Source organism: Streptomyces sp. NPDC054796 (assembly GCF_053611545.1).
Genome location: NZ_JBSHAO010000044.1, coordinates 30,070 through 48,558 on the forward strand (window position 1 = coordinate 30,070; position 18,489 = coordinate 48,558).

16 protein-coding genes are annotated in these 18,489 nt (G+C 69.4%); 10 read left to right on the top strand and 6 right to left on the bottom strand.

What is annotated here, in order from left to right:
- The first annotated feature begins 36 nt into the window (after positions 1 to 36).
- The 3 genes from ACWGJ2_RS29420 (at position 37) to ACWGJ2_RS29430 (ending at position 3,568) form a co-directional block, all read left to right on the top strand.
- A complete protein-coding gene (locus tag ACWGJ2_RS29420) occupies positions 37 to 1,440 on the top strand; it encodes a GntP family permease (RefSeq protein ID WP_453349301.1) in 1,404 nt (467 codons plus the stop codon).
- Between the two features lie 353 nt (positions 1,441 to 1,793).
- The gene (locus ACWGJ2_RS29425) at positions 1,794 to 3,017 is read left to right on the top strand and encodes a helix-turn-helix domain-containing protein (protein WP_453349302.1); all 1,224 of its coding nucleotides are present in this window, start codon (positions 1,794 to 1,796) and stop codon (positions 3,015 to 3,017) included.
- Positions 3,014 to 3,568 carry a flavoprotein gene (locus ACWGJ2_RS29430; RefSeq protein ID WP_453349303.1) on the top strand — a complete coding sequence of 185 codons (555 nt, stop codon included), beginning with the start codon at positions 3,014 to 3,016 and terminating at the stop codon, positions 3,566 to 3,568. The genes ACWGJ2_RS29425 and ACWGJ2_RS29430 overlap by 4 nt, the downstream gene beginning before the upstream one ends.
- Before the next feature lie 48 nt (positions 3,569 to 3,616).
- Here ACWGJ2_RS29430 and ACWGJ2_RS29435 read toward each other — a convergent pair whose 3' ends face one another.
- Together ACWGJ2_RS29435 and ACWGJ2_RS29440 are read right to left on the bottom strand one after the other, a co-directional pair.
- Positions 3,617 to 5,026, bottom strand: coding sequence for an ApeA N-terminal domain 1-containing protein (locus tag ACWGJ2_RS29435; protein ID WP_453349304.1), 1,410 nt, complete (start codon positions 5,024 to 5,026; stop codon positions 3,617 to 3,619).
- 419 nt (positions 5,027 to 5,445) lie between these two features.
- Complete coding sequence (locus tag ACWGJ2_RS29440) at positions 5,446 to 5,865, bottom strand: ATP-binding protein (RefSeq protein WP_453349343.1); 420 nt, start codon at positions 5,863 to 5,865, stop codon at positions 5,446 to 5,448.
- Between the two features lie 238 nt (positions 5,866 to 6,103).
- On the opposite strand from ACWGJ2_RS29440, the gene ACWGJ2_RS29445 reads away from it, so the two are divergent.
- Both ACWGJ2_RS29445 and ACWGJ2_RS29450 read left to right on the top strand, forming a co-directional pair.
- Entirely contained in the window at positions 6,104 to 7,213 is a 1,110-nt protein-coding gene (locus tag ACWGJ2_RS29445) for an XRE family transcriptional regulator (RefSeq protein WP_453349305.1), read from the top strand.
- A gap of 21 nt (positions 7,214 to 7,234) precedes the next feature.
- Positions 7,235 to 7,813, top strand: a complete 579-nt coding sequence (locus tag ACWGJ2_RS29450; RefSeq protein ID WP_453349306.1) for an HD domain-containing protein — start codon at positions 7,235 to 7,237, stop codon at positions 7,811 to 7,813.
- A 79-nt stretch (positions 7,814 to 7,892) separates the two neighbouring features.
- Here the strand turns inward: ACWGJ2_RS29450 and ACWGJ2_RS29455 are convergent, their stop codons facing one another.
- The 4 genes from ACWGJ2_RS29455 to ACWGJ2_RS29470 form a co-directional block, all read right to left on the bottom strand.
- Entirely contained in the window at positions 7,893 to 8,060 is a 168-nt protein-coding gene (locus ACWGJ2_RS29455; RefSeq protein WP_453349307.1) for an SCO1431 family membrane protein, read from the bottom strand.
- A 115-nt stretch (positions 8,061 to 8,175) separates the two neighbouring features.
- On the bottom strand, positions 8,176 to 9,360 hold the full coding sequence (locus ACWGJ2_RS29460; RefSeq protein ID WP_453349308.1) for an acyltransferase family protein: 1,185 nt from the start codon (positions 9,358 to 9,360) through the stop codon (positions 8,176 to 8,178).
- 13 nt (positions 9,361 to 9,373) lie between these two features.
- Positions 9,374 to 10,723, bottom strand: coding sequence for a polysialyltransferase family glycosyltransferase (locus tag ACWGJ2_RS29465; protein ID WP_453349309.1), 1,350 nt, complete (start codon positions 10,721 to 10,723; stop codon positions 9,374 to 9,376).
- A gap of 71 nt (positions 10,724 to 10,794) precedes the next feature.
- A complete protein-coding gene (locus ACWGJ2_RS29470; RefSeq protein WP_453349310.1) occupies positions 10,795 to 11,769 on the bottom strand; it encodes a glycosyltransferase family 2 protein in 975 nt (324 codons plus the stop codon).
- A gap of 187 nt (positions 11,770 to 11,956) precedes the next feature.
- Here ACWGJ2_RS29470 and ACWGJ2_RS29475 point away from each other — a divergent pair, with 187 nt between their 5' ends.
- The 5 genes from ACWGJ2_RS29475 (at position 11,957) to ACWGJ2_RS29495 (ending at position 18,455) form a co-directional block, all read left to right on the top strand.
- Positions 11,957 to 13,447: a DUF6716 putative glycosyltransferase gene (locus ACWGJ2_RS29475; protein ID WP_453349311.1), complete on the top strand. Its 1,491-nt coding sequence runs from the start codon at positions 11,957 to 11,959 to the stop codon at positions 13,445 to 13,447.
- An 86-nt stretch (positions 13,448 to 13,533) separates the two neighbouring features.
- Positions 13,534 to 14,829 (top strand): cytidylyltransferase domain-containing protein, encoded by a 1,296-nt coding sequence (locus tag ACWGJ2_RS29480; protein ID WP_453349312.1) that lies wholly within the window; start codon positions 13,534 to 13,536, stop codon positions 14,827 to 14,829.
- 19 nt (positions 14,830 to 14,848) lie between these two features.
- A complete protein-coding gene (locus ACWGJ2_RS29485) occupies positions 14,849 to 15,781 on the top strand; it encodes an N-acetylneuraminate synthase family protein (protein WP_453349313.1) in 933 nt (310 codons plus the stop codon).
- A gap of 168 nt (positions 15,782 to 15,949) precedes the next feature.
- Entirely contained in the window at positions 15,950 to 17,026 is a 1,077-nt protein-coding gene (locus ACWGJ2_RS29490) for a hypothetical protein (RefSeq protein ID WP_453349344.1), read from the top strand.
- Positions 17,027 to 17,144: 118 nt separating this feature from the next.
- A complete protein-coding gene (locus ACWGJ2_RS29495) occupies positions 17,145 to 18,455 on the top strand; it encodes an amidohydrolase (protein ID WP_453349314.1) in 1,311 nt (436 codons plus the stop codon).
- Positions 18,456 to 18,489: the final 34 nt, after the last annotated feature.

Consider the following 18,489-nt stretch of genomic DNA (forward strand, 5'->3'; position numbering starts at 1 on the left):
CCCCCTTCCCCCACCCCTCTGTACGAAGGAACAGCCGTGCGTCATCTCAGTGCCGAGATGCTGGCCGCGGGCCCGGAGCCGGTCGATCCGATCACCTCCGCGGGCAGCGCCCAGCTCGGGATCGCCGTTCTGGTCGGCATCGCCGTCATCGTCCTCCTCATCACCCGGTTCAAGCTCCACGCCTTCCTGGCGCTGACCATCGGCTCCCTGGCCCTCGGCGCCGCGGCTTCGGCGCCCCTGGACAAGGTGATCGAGAGCTTCTCCGCCGGACTCGGCGACACGGTCTCCGGCGTCGGCGTCCTCATCGCGCTCGGCGCGATCCTCGGCAAGCTGCTCGCCGACTCGGGCGGCGCCGACCAGATCGTCGACACGATCCTGGCCAGGGCGGGCAAGCGCAGCATGCCGTGGGCGATGGCGCTGATCGCGGGCATCATCGGGCTGCCGCTCTTCTTCGAGGTCGGCATCGTGCTGCTGATCCCGGTCGTCCTGCTGGTCGCCAAGCGCGGCAACTACTCGCTGATGCGCATCGGCATCCCGGCCCTCGCGGGTCTGTCCGTGATGCACGGCCTCGTGCCCCCGCACCCCGGGCCGCTCGCCGCGATCGACGCCATCGGCGCCAACCTGGGCGTCACGCTCGCCTTCGGCGTGCTCGTCGGCATCCCGACCCTGGTCATCGCGGGGCCGCTGTTCGGCCGGATCGCCGGGCGCTGGGTGGACACCGAGCCGCCCGAGGGACTGATCCCGCAGCGCCCGTCCGAGGACCTGGACAAGCGTCCCAGCTTCGGGGCCACCCTGACCACGGTGCTGCTGCCCGTCGTGCTGATGCTGGCCAAGGCGCTCTCCGACATCGTGATCGACGACGCGGACAACCACGTCCAGCGCGTCCTGGACGTCATCGGCTCCCCGATGATCGCCCTGCTGGTCGCCGTCATCGTCGGCATGTTCACGCTGGGCAGGGCCGCAGGGTTCGGCAAGGAGCGGATCACCAAGACCGTCGAGAAGTCGCTGCTGCCGATCGCGGGCATCCTGCTGATCGTCGGCGCGGGCGGCGGCTTCAAGCAGACGCTGATCGACATCGGCGTCGGCGAGATGATCCTCGACTTCTCCAAGGACTGGTCGATCCCGACGCTGCTGCTCGCCTGGCTGATCGCGGTCGCCATCCGCCTCGCGACCGGCTCCGCGACGGTGGCCACCATCTCCGCCGCCGGACTCGTCGCCCCGCTCGCCGCCGACATGGGCACCGCGCAGGCGGCGCTGCTGGTCCTGGCGGTCGGCGCCGGTTCGCTCTTCTTCAGCCACGTCAACGACGCGGGCTTCTGGCTGGTGAAGGAGTACTTCGGCATGGACGTCGGCCAGACCGTGAAGACCTGGTCGCTGATGGAGACGATCATCTCCGTCGTCTCGCTGATCTTCCTGCTGCTGCTCTCGCTGGTCGTCTAGCGACGAGGACGAGGACGCAGGTCCGGCACCCGCCGGGAGCACTTACTGCGTCTGTACGCGGTGGAGGGCCCGTGACCTGGGAGGTCACGGGCCCTTCCGCGTACCGGGAAGCCTCTGCGATCCCGGTGATCTCCGGGATGCGGTCGACCGGGGCGGGCCTGCTCCCTCCGTGGCGTCCGCAGCGTCCAGCTTCGCGAGGGCAGCAAGGGTGTCCCTTTGCAGACCTTGATATTCAGCACTGCTGCCTTTTTCTGTGAATTTCCCGAACTGCGGTTGTGGGCAACGTAGAAGCGGTACAACGGTGCGTAGGCACGCGCTGTGCGTGCCTTGGAACCGGGTCTTCCGGAGCGGTGATGGACACCAGCGGCATCGGTCGGCGGATCGCCTACTGGCGCAGCCGACGCAGAATGACTCAGGCGGACTTCGGCGTGTTGATGGGCAAGTCCCGCCGCTGGGTGCAGGACATCGAAGGCGGCCAACGCCAGACCGACCCCCGACTGTCGGTCCTGGAACGTGCCGCCGAGGTCCTGCACGTACGGCTGGAAGCGCTCCTGTCGGACCACATCTCCGGACGACCGGCAACGGAATGCGTCGACGCCGCCGAGCTGGCGCAGATCCGCGAGGCGTTGCATCAGCACGACGTGATCACAGGAACGTGCGGCGGAGGGCGCGAGCTCGTGGACCTTTCTGCGCTGCGTCGGAACGTGGCCTACGGCTGGACCGCCTTCCAAGCCACCGACTACTCGCCCCTCGGCCGAGTGCTGCCGTCGCTCCTTGTGGACGCCAACCGCGCCGCAGCCCAACAAGAAGGCGACACACAGCAAACAGCACTGTTCCTGCTGTCGCTGACCTACCAGCTCACCGCCGCAACAGCGACCAAGTTCGGTGACGAGTCCCTGGCCTGGCACGCCGCGGACCGTGGCGTGGTGGCGGCCGAACGCTCCGGCGACCCGGTCGTCATAGCGGCCGCGGCCCGCCACCTCTGCGATGCCATGTTTCACCGCGGCGATGGCTCGGCGGCCATCGACTTCGCCATAGCCACCGCGGAGCGGCTGGAGGGCGAACTCGTGGCGCGCGGCGTGGAGGGCTTGAGCGTGCTGGGCATGCTCTTCCTCAAGGCATCGCTGGCCGCGGCACATATCGAAGCGCGCGGCAGTGTCCCCGGATTGCTCGACGCTGCCGGGGAGTCGGCAGACCGCTTGGTCACCGACAGCAACGCACTGTGGACCGCGTTCGGCCCCACCAACGTACGCATCCACCGCGTCTCCGCCCTGGTCCGGCTGCACGACGGAGCCGACGCAGTAGCAGCAGCAATGCAGATCCCACCCCCTGACAGGCAGGCCCTGCCCCGCGAACGGCGGGCTCACCACCTTGTGGATGTGGCTTGCGGGCTCATCCAGTCCGGACACCGGGCAGAGGCGGTCGCCAAACTGCTGGAGGCGGAACGGGAAGCCCCCGAGGAAGTCCACTGCCGCCCCCGCAGCAAACGACTGGTCGAAGACCTCCGCCTGCTGGGCGCTGGAAGCGCCGAGGGCCAGTTGCGCGCCTTGGCAGCCCGCTGTGGACTGCCCGCATGACCTCCGCCTCTCGTACCTCCCGCGTCCTGTACCTGATCGCCTGCGCGGCACCGCCGACCCAGCACATCCGCACCGGCATTGAGAAGGCGCAGCGAGAGGGCTGGGACGTATGCCTGGTCCTGACTCCCTCCGCTGCCCGCTGGCTGGAGCCAGGACTACCCGACCTGGAGGACCTGACCGGCCACCCGGTACGCACCCACTACAAACTCCCGGCAGAGACCGACGTCCTCCCCGCCTCGGACGCCATCCTGGTGGCCCCGGCCACCTTCAACACGCTCAACAAATGGGCCCAGGGAATCTCCGACACCCTCGCTCTTGGCTTGATTACCGAAGCAATCGGCCTCGGCCTCCCCCTGGTAGCTCTCCCCTACCTGAACCGGGCCCAGGCCGCCCATCCAGCACTCGACCAGAGCGTCGATTTTCTACGCACGGCTGGAGTCACGGTTCTCCTCGGTGACGGGGGATTTGTGCCGCATGAGCCCAAGCAGGGGGATGTAAAAAAATACCCCTGGGATACGGCTATGACGGCACTCCGTCAGCAGGCGCACTAAGTGCCCTCCGGACAGTAAAAAATTAATTAACCTGACAGTGCGGACCACTTATGTCGGGTAGTCTACGAACTTTCCGAGTCGATCAACAAAAAGGCTGTTTAGCCTGCACGTCTCCCTCAAGTCATCAAACGGCGAGCTAGCTCCATATTGTTGAACTAGTTGCCCACTCGGGTCGACAAGGTTCACAGCCAAGAGACGCACAACCATCATGGCCACCTGGCTAACAAAATACGTCTCACGTTGATCCGGGAACTCGCCTCGATCATAATGTTTGATCGTGTTGTAGTTATTGGCGATAGCCCGAGCCAGCCCTACAGGAGTTTCCGCAATCCCTCGCCAGTCCAGACCAAGGGAAGCGATTCCACGGAATGTGTAAGTGGCGGTAGTTGGCTTGCCTGAACGACTATGGGTCTCCTCCTCGCCAGATGCATGACCGAGCAGGATCCCAGCAGCTTCAAGACTCATTGAAGCATTCACCACTATGTCCTCAAGCGCGGCACGAGGTCGGCTCAAGACGCTCACCGAAGGCTCAATAAAGCGCTTCCAGGTCGTATAGGATTCACTCCACCCTCTCACCCCCTCTTCACTGACTTGCGCCAGGTGGAAGATGGGGCGCCTTAGTTTCTTAGCTGAAGGCTTGGGCTGCAAAGAATCACGGAACGTTTGGCGACAAATGGCCTCGCGGAACGAATTTCCTACGTGCTCCCCACTCAGTAGCTTGTCAGGGAATCGGCTATCTCTGATTTTGTGGCGCCGAAAGTAGATAGCCTGCCCGAAGTTCAGCTTGATTAGCGAAGCTACCTTACGATGTTCAGTAAGATGTTCGGAAAGTGGCCGAGGAGAAGTAAAACGGCTACCCAATGACACCCACTCGGTGATGCGAAATTCAGGCGAGGAGACAGAGGAAGGAGAGGATGACCAGACAGCCTTGAGGTACATGGTCGCATCATTTTGATCCCAGGAAAACTCTTCCACGTTCTTGGCGGTTACAGTGACCCTCCGTAGTCGCCCATCGTCGCCTGTTTCTCGTTCATGAGTAACAGACCGAAATCGCGTCCATTCCGGCAGGCCATCCAGTTCTGAAGCGAATTCCGACACGGTAAGATCATCACTGAAATTTCCATCTCTACCGTGCATCACAACCTCGTCTGGCGTGATGTAGCCCATCGCGTATCCATGACCAAAGTTCATCGAATGTCCCGAGTATCGACACCCGAAAAGTGAAAGCGTTCCACCTCTGGTCACGAATGCAAGATTTTTGGGAGTCGCCCCTGAGTCGAACCAATTCTCCGCAACTTTGAATTGCCCTGTTTCCGAGTGGTGCAAGTACGGGACCTCAATGCGAACGCCCCGGTCTTCGCTGTATGTCAGCGTAGCAACAACAAAAGGTGTCTCATCAACGCCGTCAATGAGCAGACCTGCGAGAGAATCGCCGAACTCAAGCTTCTCCAGCGCCATCACACCTCCACGATCCAGGGTTTAAGCATACGACTGATTTCCGCAGTTGTGCCTCCCTGATCTCACGGGGAAGTGATCACAGAGGCAGGTGTCTCCGTCGTCCGGAAACGATCGGGACTGCGCAAGCCAGAACGTCGTGGCGTGGGGCAACGAGCTGCGGTACAACATCGAAGTGAATCGCTCCGTGGCTCTTGCCAGTGGGTGTCACGACATCGGCCCATGTTGGCGCTGGTTCGAGCGCGCCACACCCACCACCGCCGGCACCACCAACTCACCCCTGGCCGCATCCCGTACAGAAGCTGTTAGCCCCGCCCCGAGCGCACGGCAGGCCAGAGGCCCTTGGACACGTTCCAGGGGCCTCTGCCTATCCGGTTGCCGACACTGTTCGACGACGCTCACCGCGTACACGTCCAGCGGGCTCAGCCGGTCCCGTTCGTGGAGAGGAGTTCGGCCCAGACGGCCTTGCCGAAAGGCCCGTACTCCGAACCCCAGCAATTCGCCAGCGCATGAACGAGGAACAGCCCGCGACCGCTCTCTTCTTCGTGCCCGGTCGTACGTGGGGCCGGGGCCTCGGTGGACGCGTCGCTGACAGAGACACGGACCCGCTCAGGTGTGGTCAGGCTGATGTTGACGACGATGACGCTGCCACCACTGTGCTGTACGGCGTTACCGACCAACTCGGAGACGATCAGCAATCCGTCCTCTATGAGGTGGACCAGGCCCCACGTGTTCAGCGCGGTGTCCACCAGACGGCGGACATGGCGTGCGGACTCCGGCTCACAAGGCAACCTCTGGGTGCAGCAGGGAACGCCGGTCGCGTTCGGTCTCGTCGCGATCATGGTCACGGGTCTCCCCTCCGGGGCGGTTGAGCGTCCGGCTCTGTCGGAGGGGACAGGGGCGGACGCTTTCCTCCGCCGCCGGAGCGGTCCGGCTCGGTAGAACCCGGCGGCGACGGCGTCAACATCCGGTTGGAAAGGGCCGTTGATTCCGCGTCTTGACCGTACGGCTGGCTTCGATGCGCTAGGACTGACTACGAGTACGGGTTGAATGACGGAGCGTGGCGGAGGGCGTATGGCCGTGAGGGGAGCACCAGTCGCGCCGCGCCGTGCGGCGACGGGAGCCGTCGCCGGGTTCGTACTGAGAACCGCGAGGGAGAGTGCTCTTGGCCCCCTGGACACTCAGGCCGGTTTCGCGGAAGGGGTCGGCGTCGATCTGTGCACCGTGCAGGGGTGGGAGTCCGGCCGTCGGCCACTGGCCAACATGCGGGCCGGAGCACTCCTCGACCTGCGACGCCGTCTCGCTGTATTCGGCGCCGACCAAATGATTGTCGGGCTCCTGGACCCCGCTATGGACGCCGATCGCGTCATCGGGGCAACCCTCGCTCCGGACGAGACACGCGACCACCCGCTGGGGGAGTGGGTGCTCACTCGCGACACCGCCCACATGATCGCCTGGGCTCTGAACGGCACGACGCCACCAGCTCTTGCCGACCGGCCGACACGGCGCCGACGTGGGCCCGTAGCATCCGCGCCCTTACTCCCGCCCCATGACCGCAGCCTCTTCTTCTCGCATCTGCGGAAGGCGGCCGAGACCGCCGCGCACAAGGGCGAGAGCGGGATGCTGCTGCATCGTCAGGCGCTCTACCTCAGCAGCTACGACCGTGCCCCAGCAGCCACGTCGTGGACCGCCGCCGTCCTGCACGCGCGCCGAGATCTGGTAGCGGCGCGAGGCTGGTCGCCGCACTGGGCCGCAGCTCGCTCGACCGCGACGGCACTGGCTCGTCTCGGAGACCCTCAGCCGCTCACCGACTTCATCGAGCGGGGCGTGGTCGAGGACGACACGGCAGAGGCCGCAAACTTGAATTACTGGGCCTATTGGTTCGGCGCCATCCCGGAGCCCCAGGCGGACGACACGTTCATGCGCAACAGGCCCACGACATGGGAACCGGTCCGGCTGCTGCGGGGTCTGGTCGACGGGCTCCACCAAGCCCCCGGTTACGTCGATCTCTACGCCCACTCGGTCTGGGCGCTGTTGATGGCCCACAAGTGGCTGCCCCTCGCGTCGCCCGAAGAGATCGAGCGGCTGGCGAGCCGTACGGAACGGCTCTTGGACGATGCCAGGATCTCCCCGCGATCAAGACACGAACTCAGCACCGTGCATTACGTTCTACGCGAGAACCGCACGTGACAGACCGGAGGGCGCACGTATATGGCGGATGACGCAGAGCAGATCAAGGGCACCGCGGGATTCCTGCTGGAGATGGGGATGCTGAAGCGGGCCAAGCGCTCCGGCTGGTGGATCGCGGGGGTCAAGGACCCAGAGACCATCGCAGAGCATTCGTTCCGCGTCGGTCTGATCGGCTCGGTGCTCGCCATGATGGAAGGCGCTGACCCCGCGAAGACCGCCCTCCTCGGTCTCTGGCACGACACGCAGGAGACCCGCGTCAGCGACATCCCGCACATCGGCCGTCGCTACCTGGAAGCGGCGTCGAACGAGGCGGTTACGGCAGATCAGGTCTCCGCCGCACACCCGGCGGTACGCGCGGGAGCACAGCGGATCGTCGAGGAGTACGAGACCGGGGACTCCCTCGAAGTCATCTGCGCCCACGACGCCGACAAGCTGGAATGCTTGATCCAAGCTGTGGAGTACAGGGAGCAAGGGTGCTCCAACGTGCAGACCTGGATCGACAGCAGTCTCAGCAAGCTCAAGACCGCATCGGCGCAGTCGCTCGCCGAGGCCGCTCTGACCATGACCTCGGTGGAGTGGCAGCAGACCTACCTTCGCTGAGGCGCGGTCTTCCCTCCCGGCTCCGACGACGAGGCCGGGAGGACGCTGGACCGCCCAAGGCGGGTCACCCGCCGGCGCGTCACATCAGGCCGAGCCTGGTCACCAGCACCGCGATCAGGACGGTCAGGGCCCAGCCCGCGATCTGTTCGATCAGTTTGCGGCGCTCCTCGTCGGAGGGGCCGCCGGTGCCGGCGCGGGCCTGTGTGAGCCTCAGCGCCATGGACTGTGCGGTCGTGGTGGCGGTCATCGTGCTGCTCCGTGCGTCAGGGTGCGTGCTTCCGTAGCCGTCCGTCGGCGTCAGCCGGTCACCGGCGTACGAGGTCCCCCGCAGTCACACACTGCGGGGGACCACCCCGTTCTGGCTAGGGAGTGTGGCGCGTCCCCCATGTGGCGAAGGACCGTTTCAGCAGGGGCGTCAGAGGCCGCTCGACCAGGCGATACAGCAGCCAGGCCAGCACCAGCATCGCCCCCGTCGTGAGAAGGAACACGCTCCACGACGGCAGCCCCAGCCACCGGTGCAGCCCCCGGATGGCGACCCAGCCCAGGTGCTCGTGCACCAGGTAGAAGGGGTACGTCAGCGCCCCGGCCGTCGTCAGCCAGCGCCAGTCCGCCCAGCGCAGCGTGCCCAGGGCCACGGCCGCGACGGCGGCGAAGCCGAGCGTGACGAAGGCGATGATCCCCAGCGACGGGCGGTACGAGAAGCCCTCGCCGCCCGAGTGCCACAGCTCGGCCACCGCGTAGTGCTGCCCCAGCAGCCAGCTCACGCCGACGATCGCCCAGGCCGTCACGTCGTGCCCGAAGCGGTGCACCAGATAGAGGCCGACGCCGCCGATGAAGAACGGCGCGTACTCGGGCATCAGCACGAGATCGAGCAGCGGCTCGTCCGCCGCCTCCGCGATCACCGAGGCCAGCGTCCACCCCGCGCAGAACCGCACCACGCGCCCCCTGGTGGCACCGGGCAGGACGACGAGCAGCGCGAACAGCGCGTAGAAGCGCAGCTCCGCCCACAGCGTCCAGCACACGCCCAGCACCCGGTCGGCGCCCAGCGGCTCCTGGAGCATCGTGAGGTTGACCAGCGCGTCGCTGGGCGAGACCGCCTCGTAGACCACCCAGGGCAGCGCGAAGACGAGGGTGACCAGCAGGACCGCCGCCCAGTAGGCGGGCATCAGCCGCGAGATCCGGGAGGCGGCGAAGGCGCGCAGGGAGCGCCCCCAGCCGCTCATGCAGATCACGAAGCCGCTGATGACGAAGAAGATCTGCACGCCCAGGCAGCCGTAGGCGAACAGCGGGGAGAGGAAGGGGAACTGCTGCGCGGGGGAGGTGCCCCACGCCTGGCTGATCTCACCGTCCCGGCCGCCGTAGTGGTACGCGGCGACGAGCAGCGCGGCGAGCAGCCGCAGGCCGTCGAGGGCCCGGAGCCGGGAGCGGGGTCTCGGCGGCGCCCCCTCCGTGGTCCCCGAGGGGGAGGAGGCGGCGGCCGACGTGGGGGAAGCGGGGGGTGTGGGGTTGGACGGGGAATCGGACGGGGGGAGGAGTGCGGTGCTCACGTGCCTGCCCCGGTCAGCCGAGCGCGGCCCGCTTCAGGGCCCTGGCACGCCGGGCGACTCTTCGTACGGTCCGGTTGCGCGGGACGAACGCGAGCTGCTGCGGCACGGCGCCTGGCAGGGCCAGCGCGGTGAGGCGTCGCCGCTTGAAGTACCGCCAGGTGGAGGCGTCCAGATGGTGCCTCAGATAGCGCTCGGCGTCGGCACGCAGATTCGGGTAGATCTGCGACTGCATGCAGAAGCCCACGGCACGCACCAGCCCCGTCAGCTCCCGCTCCACCGTCTTCGCGTCCGGGGTGCTCCAGTCGCCGACGGCCACCGCGTCCTCCAGGTCGGGCAGCACGGCGTCCACGAGCGTGACCGGGACGCGGTTGCTGTTCTGGTACGGGGCGACCCGCTCCAGCAGCAGCCCCGTGCCGGTGCGCGCTACGCGCAGCCCGTAGAAGGCGGAGGCGGTCAGCAGCGCGGTGGAGAAGCAGCCGATCACGAGGGCTGGGCGCACCCGCTCGTAGAGCACCTCGGCCAGCACCGGGGCCTCCAGCACGGTCAGCTCGACGCCCAGCTCGCCCGCCTCCTTCTCCAGCGCGCGCGAGAAGCGGGCCGGGGCGACGGGGTGCGGCTTGAAGACCACGTCGCGGTGGCCGAGCGCGGCGGCGCCGCGCAGCATCCGCACGTGCAGCTGCTCCTCCTCCTCGGCGGTGAGGATGTCGAGCGCCGACATGTACTGGCCCAGCAGCAGCGCCGCCTCACGGGGCGCGGCCGACACGCTCGGCGGCACGTCCAGCGACAGCTCGGACAGCACGGAGCGGAACGCGTCCGTGGGCACGACCTCGCCCCGCACGCCGAACTCCGTGAGCAGCAGCGGCTCCAGGCCGGGCAGCAGGTCCAGGTGGAGCAGCCGCCGCACGCGCGTGCCGACCAGCGGGTCGAGCTTGTTGCGGGTGGGGCCGTAGCTCATGAGGCCGTCGGCGTAGACGTCGATCGGCGCGTCGGGGAAGAGCCGGGCGACGGCGAGTGCGGGCTCCACCTGGATCGACTCCAGGACGATCTCGACGTCGTCGTCCCCCAGGCCCCACAGCATCCGCGCGTAGCGCTCCCACATGGGCACGTCGTCCGTGCGCGGGGACCAGCCGCCGGGGTGGAAGGGGGCGATGGCCTCGTTCCACGACAGCACCCGGTCGAAGCGCGGGCGCAGCCGCTCGAAGCCCGGCATGGCGTCCAGTGAGGGCGTGGTCTCGGGGTTGGCCGCGTTGTTGCTGACCAGCAGCAGTCGACGGTCGGCCGGCTCGAAGCACCTGGCGTCCAGTGCGGCGGCGAGGGTGGCCGCGCCGTAGAGAGTGGAGGCGAAGAAGATCTGCGTACGCATCGTGCCCTGTCCTCGTCCTCGGTCTCGTCGTTCTTGGTCTGCGGCGGTGTCCGGTGTTTCGTGCGGGGTGCTCACGCCGCCTCCGCCGCTGAGACGGGGCGGCGGCGCAGCCTGCGCAGGCGGGAGGCGCGCTCGGCGTCCATGGAGTCCAGGGCCTCGTCGAGGACGCCGGAGGGCAGCCGCTTGAGCGCGGCGGCGCTGAGCGAGCGCAGCCTGCGGGCCACCTGCGGCTCGAACCTGCCGCTGGTCAGGTGGTGCGAGATGATCGCGCAGTAGGTGCGCACGGCCTTCGGCAGCAGCGTCTCCGCGTCCTTGTCCCGCGAGGTCTCCTCGACGACCTGGTCGAAGGCGCGCAGGAAGTCGAGCTGGCGCACGTCGCCGATCTGCGTCAGCGAGGAGGCGACGCCACGCCGGTAGAAGACGCCGAGCAGGCCCACGGCGGCGAAGGACTCCGCCTCGCGGTGCAGCCGCCAGATCCACGGCCGGTCCTCGGCCGTGCGCAGTCCGTGCCGGAAGTGCAGTACGCCGTCGTCCAGCAGCCTGCGGTGGTAGATACCGGCCCAGGCGTACGCGTAGTCGACGGAGGTCGTGCGGTCGGCGGGCAGGATCGCCTCCCGGGGGTCCATGACCACGCCGCGCCGCCCGTGCGGCACCCGCGAGAGTGTACGGGCCCGCGCGGTGCACTGGACGTGGTCGGTGCGGACGAAGTCGCAGCCCAGGCGCTGAATGGTCCCGAGAAGTTCCTCGTAGTAGCCGGGCGCCAGCCAGTCGTCACCGTCGAGAAAGGTGATGAATTCGCCGTTGGCCGCGTCGAGACCGGTGTTACGGGCTGTCGCCAGACCGCCATTCTGTTCGTGCCGTACGAGAACGGCACCCGGGAGTTCGCGCTCGGCGCGTTCCAGAATCTCTGGTGTCCCGTCGGTCGAGCAGTCGTCGACCAGAATGAACTCGAAATCCTCCCGCGCGTTCGCGCGGAGGCTTCTCAGGGTGTCCGGCGCATAGGACTGCACGTTGTAGAACGGCACGATGACGGAGAGCTTAACCACCCGGGTGACGTTAGGTGTCCGCCCGGCATTCGTCTTGACCTGGGGCGTACGCGGCGGTGAACGCCACATGGCGGAATGGTTAACGCGCACTCGGATCGGGCCGGTTAGCCGTTCGTCGGTGCGCTGTTAACCGTCTGTTGTATTTGAGTTGGGCCGGGAATCGGAATGCCTTCCTAGCGTCATCGACGTGCCATCACGTACTTCTGGTTCCGCTTCCGGTACCACCGATTCCGGTTCCCCGGCCCCGGCGCGGGTAGCCGTGCTCGCCGATTCCGACACGCGTTGGAAATGGGGGGCGCTGACAGCCCGCAGGCTGGCCCCCGAGGCCCGCATCGACGGGCTGCTGCTGCGTGGCCGCGCGACCCCGACCCCCCGGCAGCTCGCCGAGGTCGGCGTCACCGTGGACACGCTGCGCGAGGTCAGCGGCGTGGGGTTCGTGCGGGAGGCGGCGCACCGGGACGCGTACGACATGGTGGTGCTCGCCTGTGTGGGTGGAGCCGTACAGGCGATGCTGCACGGACTGGCCCGCGCCTCGGTATCCGGCACCCACGGCGCGGGCCCTTCCGGCTCCGACTCCGACGCTGAGACCGGTGTCGACGCGGCCGTCCAGGACCCCGCAGCGCCCGTCCGCCGCCCCGTCTACGTCACCGGCTACGTCGGCGTCGTCTACGAGAAGCTCGCCGACGGCCTCCTGCTGCGGCACGGCGCGGACGTCGTGCTGGCCAACTCCCGCTACGACGCCGAGCGCTTCCGGGCCGTCTACGCGGGCGTCGGCGCCGACGACTCCGCCGTCACCGAGTGCGCGCTCCCCTTCCTGGGCGGCGCCGCCTACGCGGGGCCGACGGCTGACCGGCCCTTCACCGTCACCTTCGCGGCCCAGCCCTCGGTGCCCGCCTCGCGGGGCGACCGCACGTACCTGCTGCGGCGCGCGGCCGAGCACGCCCGCAGGCACCCGGACCGCGAAGTCCTCATCAAGCTCCGCAGCAGACCGGGTGAGCACACCACCCACATCGAGGAGCAGCCCTACCAGAAGCTCTCGGGCCGCGTCCCCGGCGGACTGCCGGCCAACTGCCGCCTCGTCTACGGGAACATGGGCGAGGTACTGGACCGCACGGACCTGCTCGTCACCGTCAGCTCGACGGCGGCCCTGGAGTCCCTGCACCGCTCGGTGCCCACCGCGATCCTCACCGACCTCGGCGTCCGCGAGGCCCTGGGCAACCACCACTTCCTCGGCTCCGGCTGCCTCGCCTCCTGGGACGAGCTGGACGCCGGCCACCTGCCCGAGGCTGACCCCGTGTGGACGGCGCGCCAGGGCGTCTGCGCGACGGGCAAGGGCAACGGCGCCGACAGCGCCGACAGCACCGGCGGCGACTCCTACGCGCACGCCTTCGACGCGGCCCGCGACCGCGTCACCGCGCTGGCCTCCCGCGCGGGCCTCCCCCCGGTGGCGCCGTACTACACGCCCCGCACGGCCCCCGGCTACCTCCCCGGCGTCCTGGCCCGCTACGGCTTCGACCCCCACGGCACCCCCCTCCCCGGCGCGGCCACGACGGCCGCCGCCGAACCCTCGGGCCTGCGCGGAGCCGTCCGTGGAGCGGTGCGCGACGCGGCACGCGGCGCCTACCGGCACGGCGTCCAGCGCGTGGCCCCGGTCATCCGCCGCATGGGGGAGCTGTGACGGGCGGCGGCCCCCGCGAAGCGCGCACGCCGCGCCGGGCGCGCACGTCCACCTCTCCTTCCTCCACCCCTCCTCTAGGAGCCGACATGGCGAATTCGCGGCCCGACAGCGGGCAGAACGGGTCCGGGCCTTCGCAGGCTCCGGGTGCCGTGGGCAGCGCGGGGCAGCTCGCGGGGGCCCATCCGGCGGCGCGGCACGTGGTCGCGGTGATCCCCGCACGCGGGGGGTCCAAGGGTGTGCCGGCGAAGAACCTCGCCCCTGTGGGCGGCGTGCCCCTCGTGGCGCGGGCCGCACGCGAGTGCCTGGCGGCGCGCCTGGTCACCGGGGTCGTCGTCTCCACCGACGACACGGCCATCTCGGCCGCGGCGCGCGCCACGGGCGCCGAGGTCGTCGAGCGCCCCGTCGACATCGCGGGCGACACCGCCACCAGCGAGGCGGCCGTGCTGCACGCGATGGACGCGTACGAGGCCCGGCACGGGCACGCCGTGGACGTGGTCCTGCTCGTCCAGTGCACGAGCCCTTTCGTCACGGCGGCCGACGTCGACGGCGTGGCCCGCGCGGTCGTGGACGGCGCGGACAGCGCGCTCACCGTCGCCGAGTTCCACGGCTTCGTGTGGCGCGACGCCACCGAGGAACCGGCTGAGGGCGGGCACGGCGTCAACCACGACAAGTCCTTCCGCCCGCGCCGCCAGGACCGCCCGCAGGACCTGCTGGAGACCGGCGCCGCCTACGCGATGGACGCGCCCGGCTTCCGCAAGGCGGGCCACCGCTTCTTCGGCCGCACCGAACTGGTGCGCACCGACCCGGCGCGTGTGCTGGAGGTCGACGATCCGCACGACCTCGCCCGCGCCCGCGCGCTCGCGCCGCTGCTGGACGTGGCGGGCCCCGGCGCGCTGCCGACCCGTGACGACATCGACGCGGTCGTACTCGACTTCGACGGCACCCAGACGGACGACCGGGTGCTCGTCGACTCCGACGGACGGGAGACCGTCGCCGTGCACCGCGGCGACGGGCTCGGGATCGCCGCGCTCCGGCGCGCCGATCTGGAGCTGCTGATCCTGTCCACGGAACAGAACCCGGTCGTCGCCGCACGGGCCACCAAGCTCAAGGTCCCCGTGCTGCACGGCATCGACCGGAAAGACCTCGCCCTGAAGCAGTGGTGCGAGGAGCGGGGAATCGCGCCCGAGCGCGTGCTCTACGTCGGCAACGACGTCAACGACCTCCCGTGCTTCGGCCTCGTCGGCTGGCCCGTCGCGGTCGCGGGAGCCCACGACGTGGTGCGCGGCGCCGCCCGCGCCGTCACCTCCGCACCCGGCGGTGCGGGCGCGATCCGGGAGATCGCCGCGTGGATCCTCGGCCCCTCCCTGCAACCCTCCCTCTAGCAGAAAGAACACCGTCACCATGAGCACCAACCGTCTTCGCACCCTCGGCGACAAGACCGTCGGCCCCGGCCACCCCGTCTACGTGACCGGCGAGATCGGCATCAACCACAACGGCGACATCGAGAACGCCTTCGCCCTGATCGACGCCGCGGCCGACGCGGGCTGCGACGCCGTCAAGTTCCAGAAGCGCACCCCCGAGGTCTGCACCCCGCGCGACCAGTGGGAGATCGAGCGCGACACCCCCTGGGGCCGGATGACCTACATCGACTACCGCCACCGCGTGGAGTTCGACGAGGAGGGCTACCGCGCCATCTCCGAGTACTGCAAGAAGCGCGGCATCGACTGGTTCGCCTCTCCGTGGGACGTCGAGTCCGTCGCCTTCCTGGAGAAGTTCGACGTGCCCTGCTACAAGGTCGCCTCCGCCTCGCTCACCGACGACGAGCTGCTGCGCGCCATGCGCGCCACAGGCCGCACCGTCATCCTCTCGACGGGCATGTCCACCCCGAAGCAGATCCGCCACGCGGTCGAGGTCCTGGGCAGCGAGAACATCGTGCTCTGCCACGCCACCTCGACGTACCCGGCCAAGGCCGAGGAACTGAACCTGCGGATGATCCACACCCTCCAGGGCGAGTTCCCGAACGTCCCGATCGGCTACAGCGGCCACGAGACCGGCCTCCAGACCACCCTGGCCGCCGTCGCGCTCGGCGCCGTCTTCGTCGAGCGGCACATCACCCTCGACCGCGCCATGTGGGGCTCGGACCAGGCCGCCTCCGTCGAGCCGCAGGGCCTCCAGCGCCTGGTGCGCGACATCCGCACCATCGAGGAGTCGCTGGGCGACGGCGTCAAGAAGGTCTACGACAGCGAGCTGAAGCCGATGGAGAAGCTGCGCCGCGTCAAGGGCGTCGTCGCGGAGGCCGAGGAGGCCAACGACGGCGAGCCGGTCGCGGTCTGACCGCCGAAGGATCAACCGGACCATGGAGCAGCCGAGTTGAGCCACACCCACGGGCCCGTCGGCCCGACCCCGGAGACGGCGGACACTCCCATCCGCCGTCTCCGGGGCGTGCCTTGGGCGACGACGCCCTCCGGGGCGGATAAGGCGAACAAGGCGGACGGGGAAGCGGTGGAAGCGGTGGAAGCGCGCACCCTCGCCTTCGTCGAGAGCCCCGTCCAGCTCCTCAACGTCCTCGAATGGGCCCACGCGAGCGGTGCCTCGCGCCTCACCCTCGTCGTGCTGCCGCCCCACGACCCGATGACCCGGGGCCAGTTGCGCCGCATGGTGGAGCTGGCCCGCGACGAGGGCATCGCCGTCCAGTGGGAGGAGGCGCGCGAGGGAGCCTTCGCGCCCGTCAAGACCGTCGGCTCGCTGCTGGGGGAGCTGCGCAGGGCGCGCCGGGTCGTGATCGGCGACCCCTTCTCGCGCTACGTGCAGCTCCTGCTCACGCTCACCGCCGCACGCAGCGTCGTGGTGGTGGACGACGGCACCGCCACCATGGAGTTCGTCTCCCAGCTCGCCCGCGGTGAGCGCTTCGTGCGCTGGCACCGCAAGGGCGCGGGCGGCCCCCGCGCCCTGCTCTTCGCCCCCTTCGCGCACCGCGCGCGCCGCCGCCTCACCCCTTCCTCCGGTTCCTCCGGGCGCCGCGTGGAGATCTTCAGCTCCATGCCCGTCGAGGCGCCCCCCGGGGTGACCGTCACGGCCAACGACTTCGCCTGGACCCGCGCCCGCTTCGGCCCGCCCCGGCTGACCAAGGGCACCGATCTGGTGGGCACCTCGCTCGTGGAGACGGGGGTCGTGGACATGGAGCGCTATCTGGAGGCGGTCGCCTCCCTCGCCCGCACGCACGGCGCCACCCGCTACTTCGCGCACCGCCGCGAGAGCAGCGACAAGCTCCAGCGGGTCACGGCGGCCACGGGGCTGGAGATCGTGCGGCCCGACCTGCCGCTGGAACTCGTCGCCAGGCGCGGGCCGATCGGGCGCACCATCCTCAGCTTCCCCTCGACGGTCGTGCACACCCTCCCGCTCGCCCTCGCCGGTACGCCCGTGACGGTCGCGGTCTGCGAGGTGGACCCCGCGTGGCTGACGGCGAGCGCCTCGCCGCGCGCCGAGGGCTTCCTGTCCGGGGTGACGGGCAGTGCGCGAGGGGCACGGCGGCTGGATTCCGTACCCGCTACGCCAGGAGCGGGCGCGGCGGGCGCATAGGTATACCCAACAGCGTCGGCGCACAACCGCCGGAAGGGCTAGTTTCTGGTCCCCTGTGGGGCTGAACTTCGCGTGATCCATTGCCGGTTGGGGGTCCTGGGCGCGTATTCTCCGCCCCATGAACGAACTCCTGTCCCCTGAGCCGGAGGTGGGCCGACCCGGCGAACCAGCGAGGCTGGGCACGCTCTCCGAAACCCCGGAGAGGATGCCCGGCAGACTGCCCGACGCGCTCCGGCACGAGCTGATCGCCTTCCGCCGGGACCTGCACATGCACCCCGAGCTGGGCAACCAGGAGTTCCGCACCACCCAGGCCCTCAAGGCCCGTCTGGAACGGGCCGGGCTCACCCCCCGCGTCCTGCCCCTGGGAACGGGTCTGATCTGCGACGTCGTGCCGGGCGAAGGCTCCGGCGAGGCCGGGGCGGCCGAAGAACACCGTGCGGCGCGTCCGATGCTCGCGCTGCGTGCCGACATCGACGCGCTGCCCATCCCGGACACGAAGTCCGTCCCGTACCGCTCCACCGTCCCGGACCGCGCGCACGCCTGCGGGCACGACGTGCACACCGCCGTCGTCCTCGGGGCCGGGCTCGTGCTCGCCGAGCTGGCCCGCGAGGGCCAACTGCCGTTCGCCGTAAGGCTGTTGTTCCAGCCGGCGGAGGAGGTGCTGCCCGGCGGAGCGACCGACGCCATCGACGGCGGGGCGCTCGAAGGGGTCGGCAGAATCATCGCGGCGCACTGCGATCCGCGCGTGGACGCGGGCCGCGTCGGGCTCCGCTCGGGTCCCATCACCTCGGCCTGCGACCGCCTTGAGGTGGCGCTGAACGGCGCGGGCGGCCACACGGCCCGCCCCCACCTCACCACCGATCTGATCACGGCCGCGGCGCGGCTGGTGACGGACGTGCCCGCGCTGCTGGCCCGTCGCGTCGACGCCCGTTCCGGGATGGCGCTGACGTGGGGACGCATCGAGTCGGGGCACGCGCCCAACGTCATCCCCCAGCGCGCCGAGCTGTCCGGCACCCTGCGCTGCCTGGACCTCCCGGCCTGGCGGGACGCGCCCGATCTGGTCCACGCCGCCATCGACGAGGTGGCCGCGATGCACCGCGCGAAGACCGAGATCACCTATGTGCGGGGCGTCCCGCCCGTCGTCAACGAGCCGGGGACCACGGAACTGCTGCGCGAGGCGATGACAGCGCGCCGCGGCCCCGACTCCGTCGAGTCGACGGAGCAGAGCCTGGGCGGCGAGGACTTCTCCTGGTACCTGGAGCGGGTGCCGGGCGCGATGGTCCGCCTCGGCGTCCGCCCGCCAGGGGACCGCCACCCCCGCGATCTCCACCAGGGCGACTTCGACGCGGACGAGGACGCGATCGTCGTCGGCGTCGAGCTGTTCACGGCCGCGGCACTGCTGGACGCGGAGGAGCGGGCGGGGGCCTGAGCGCGTGCGGGCCTGTCCGGGGCGCTTCCCGCGC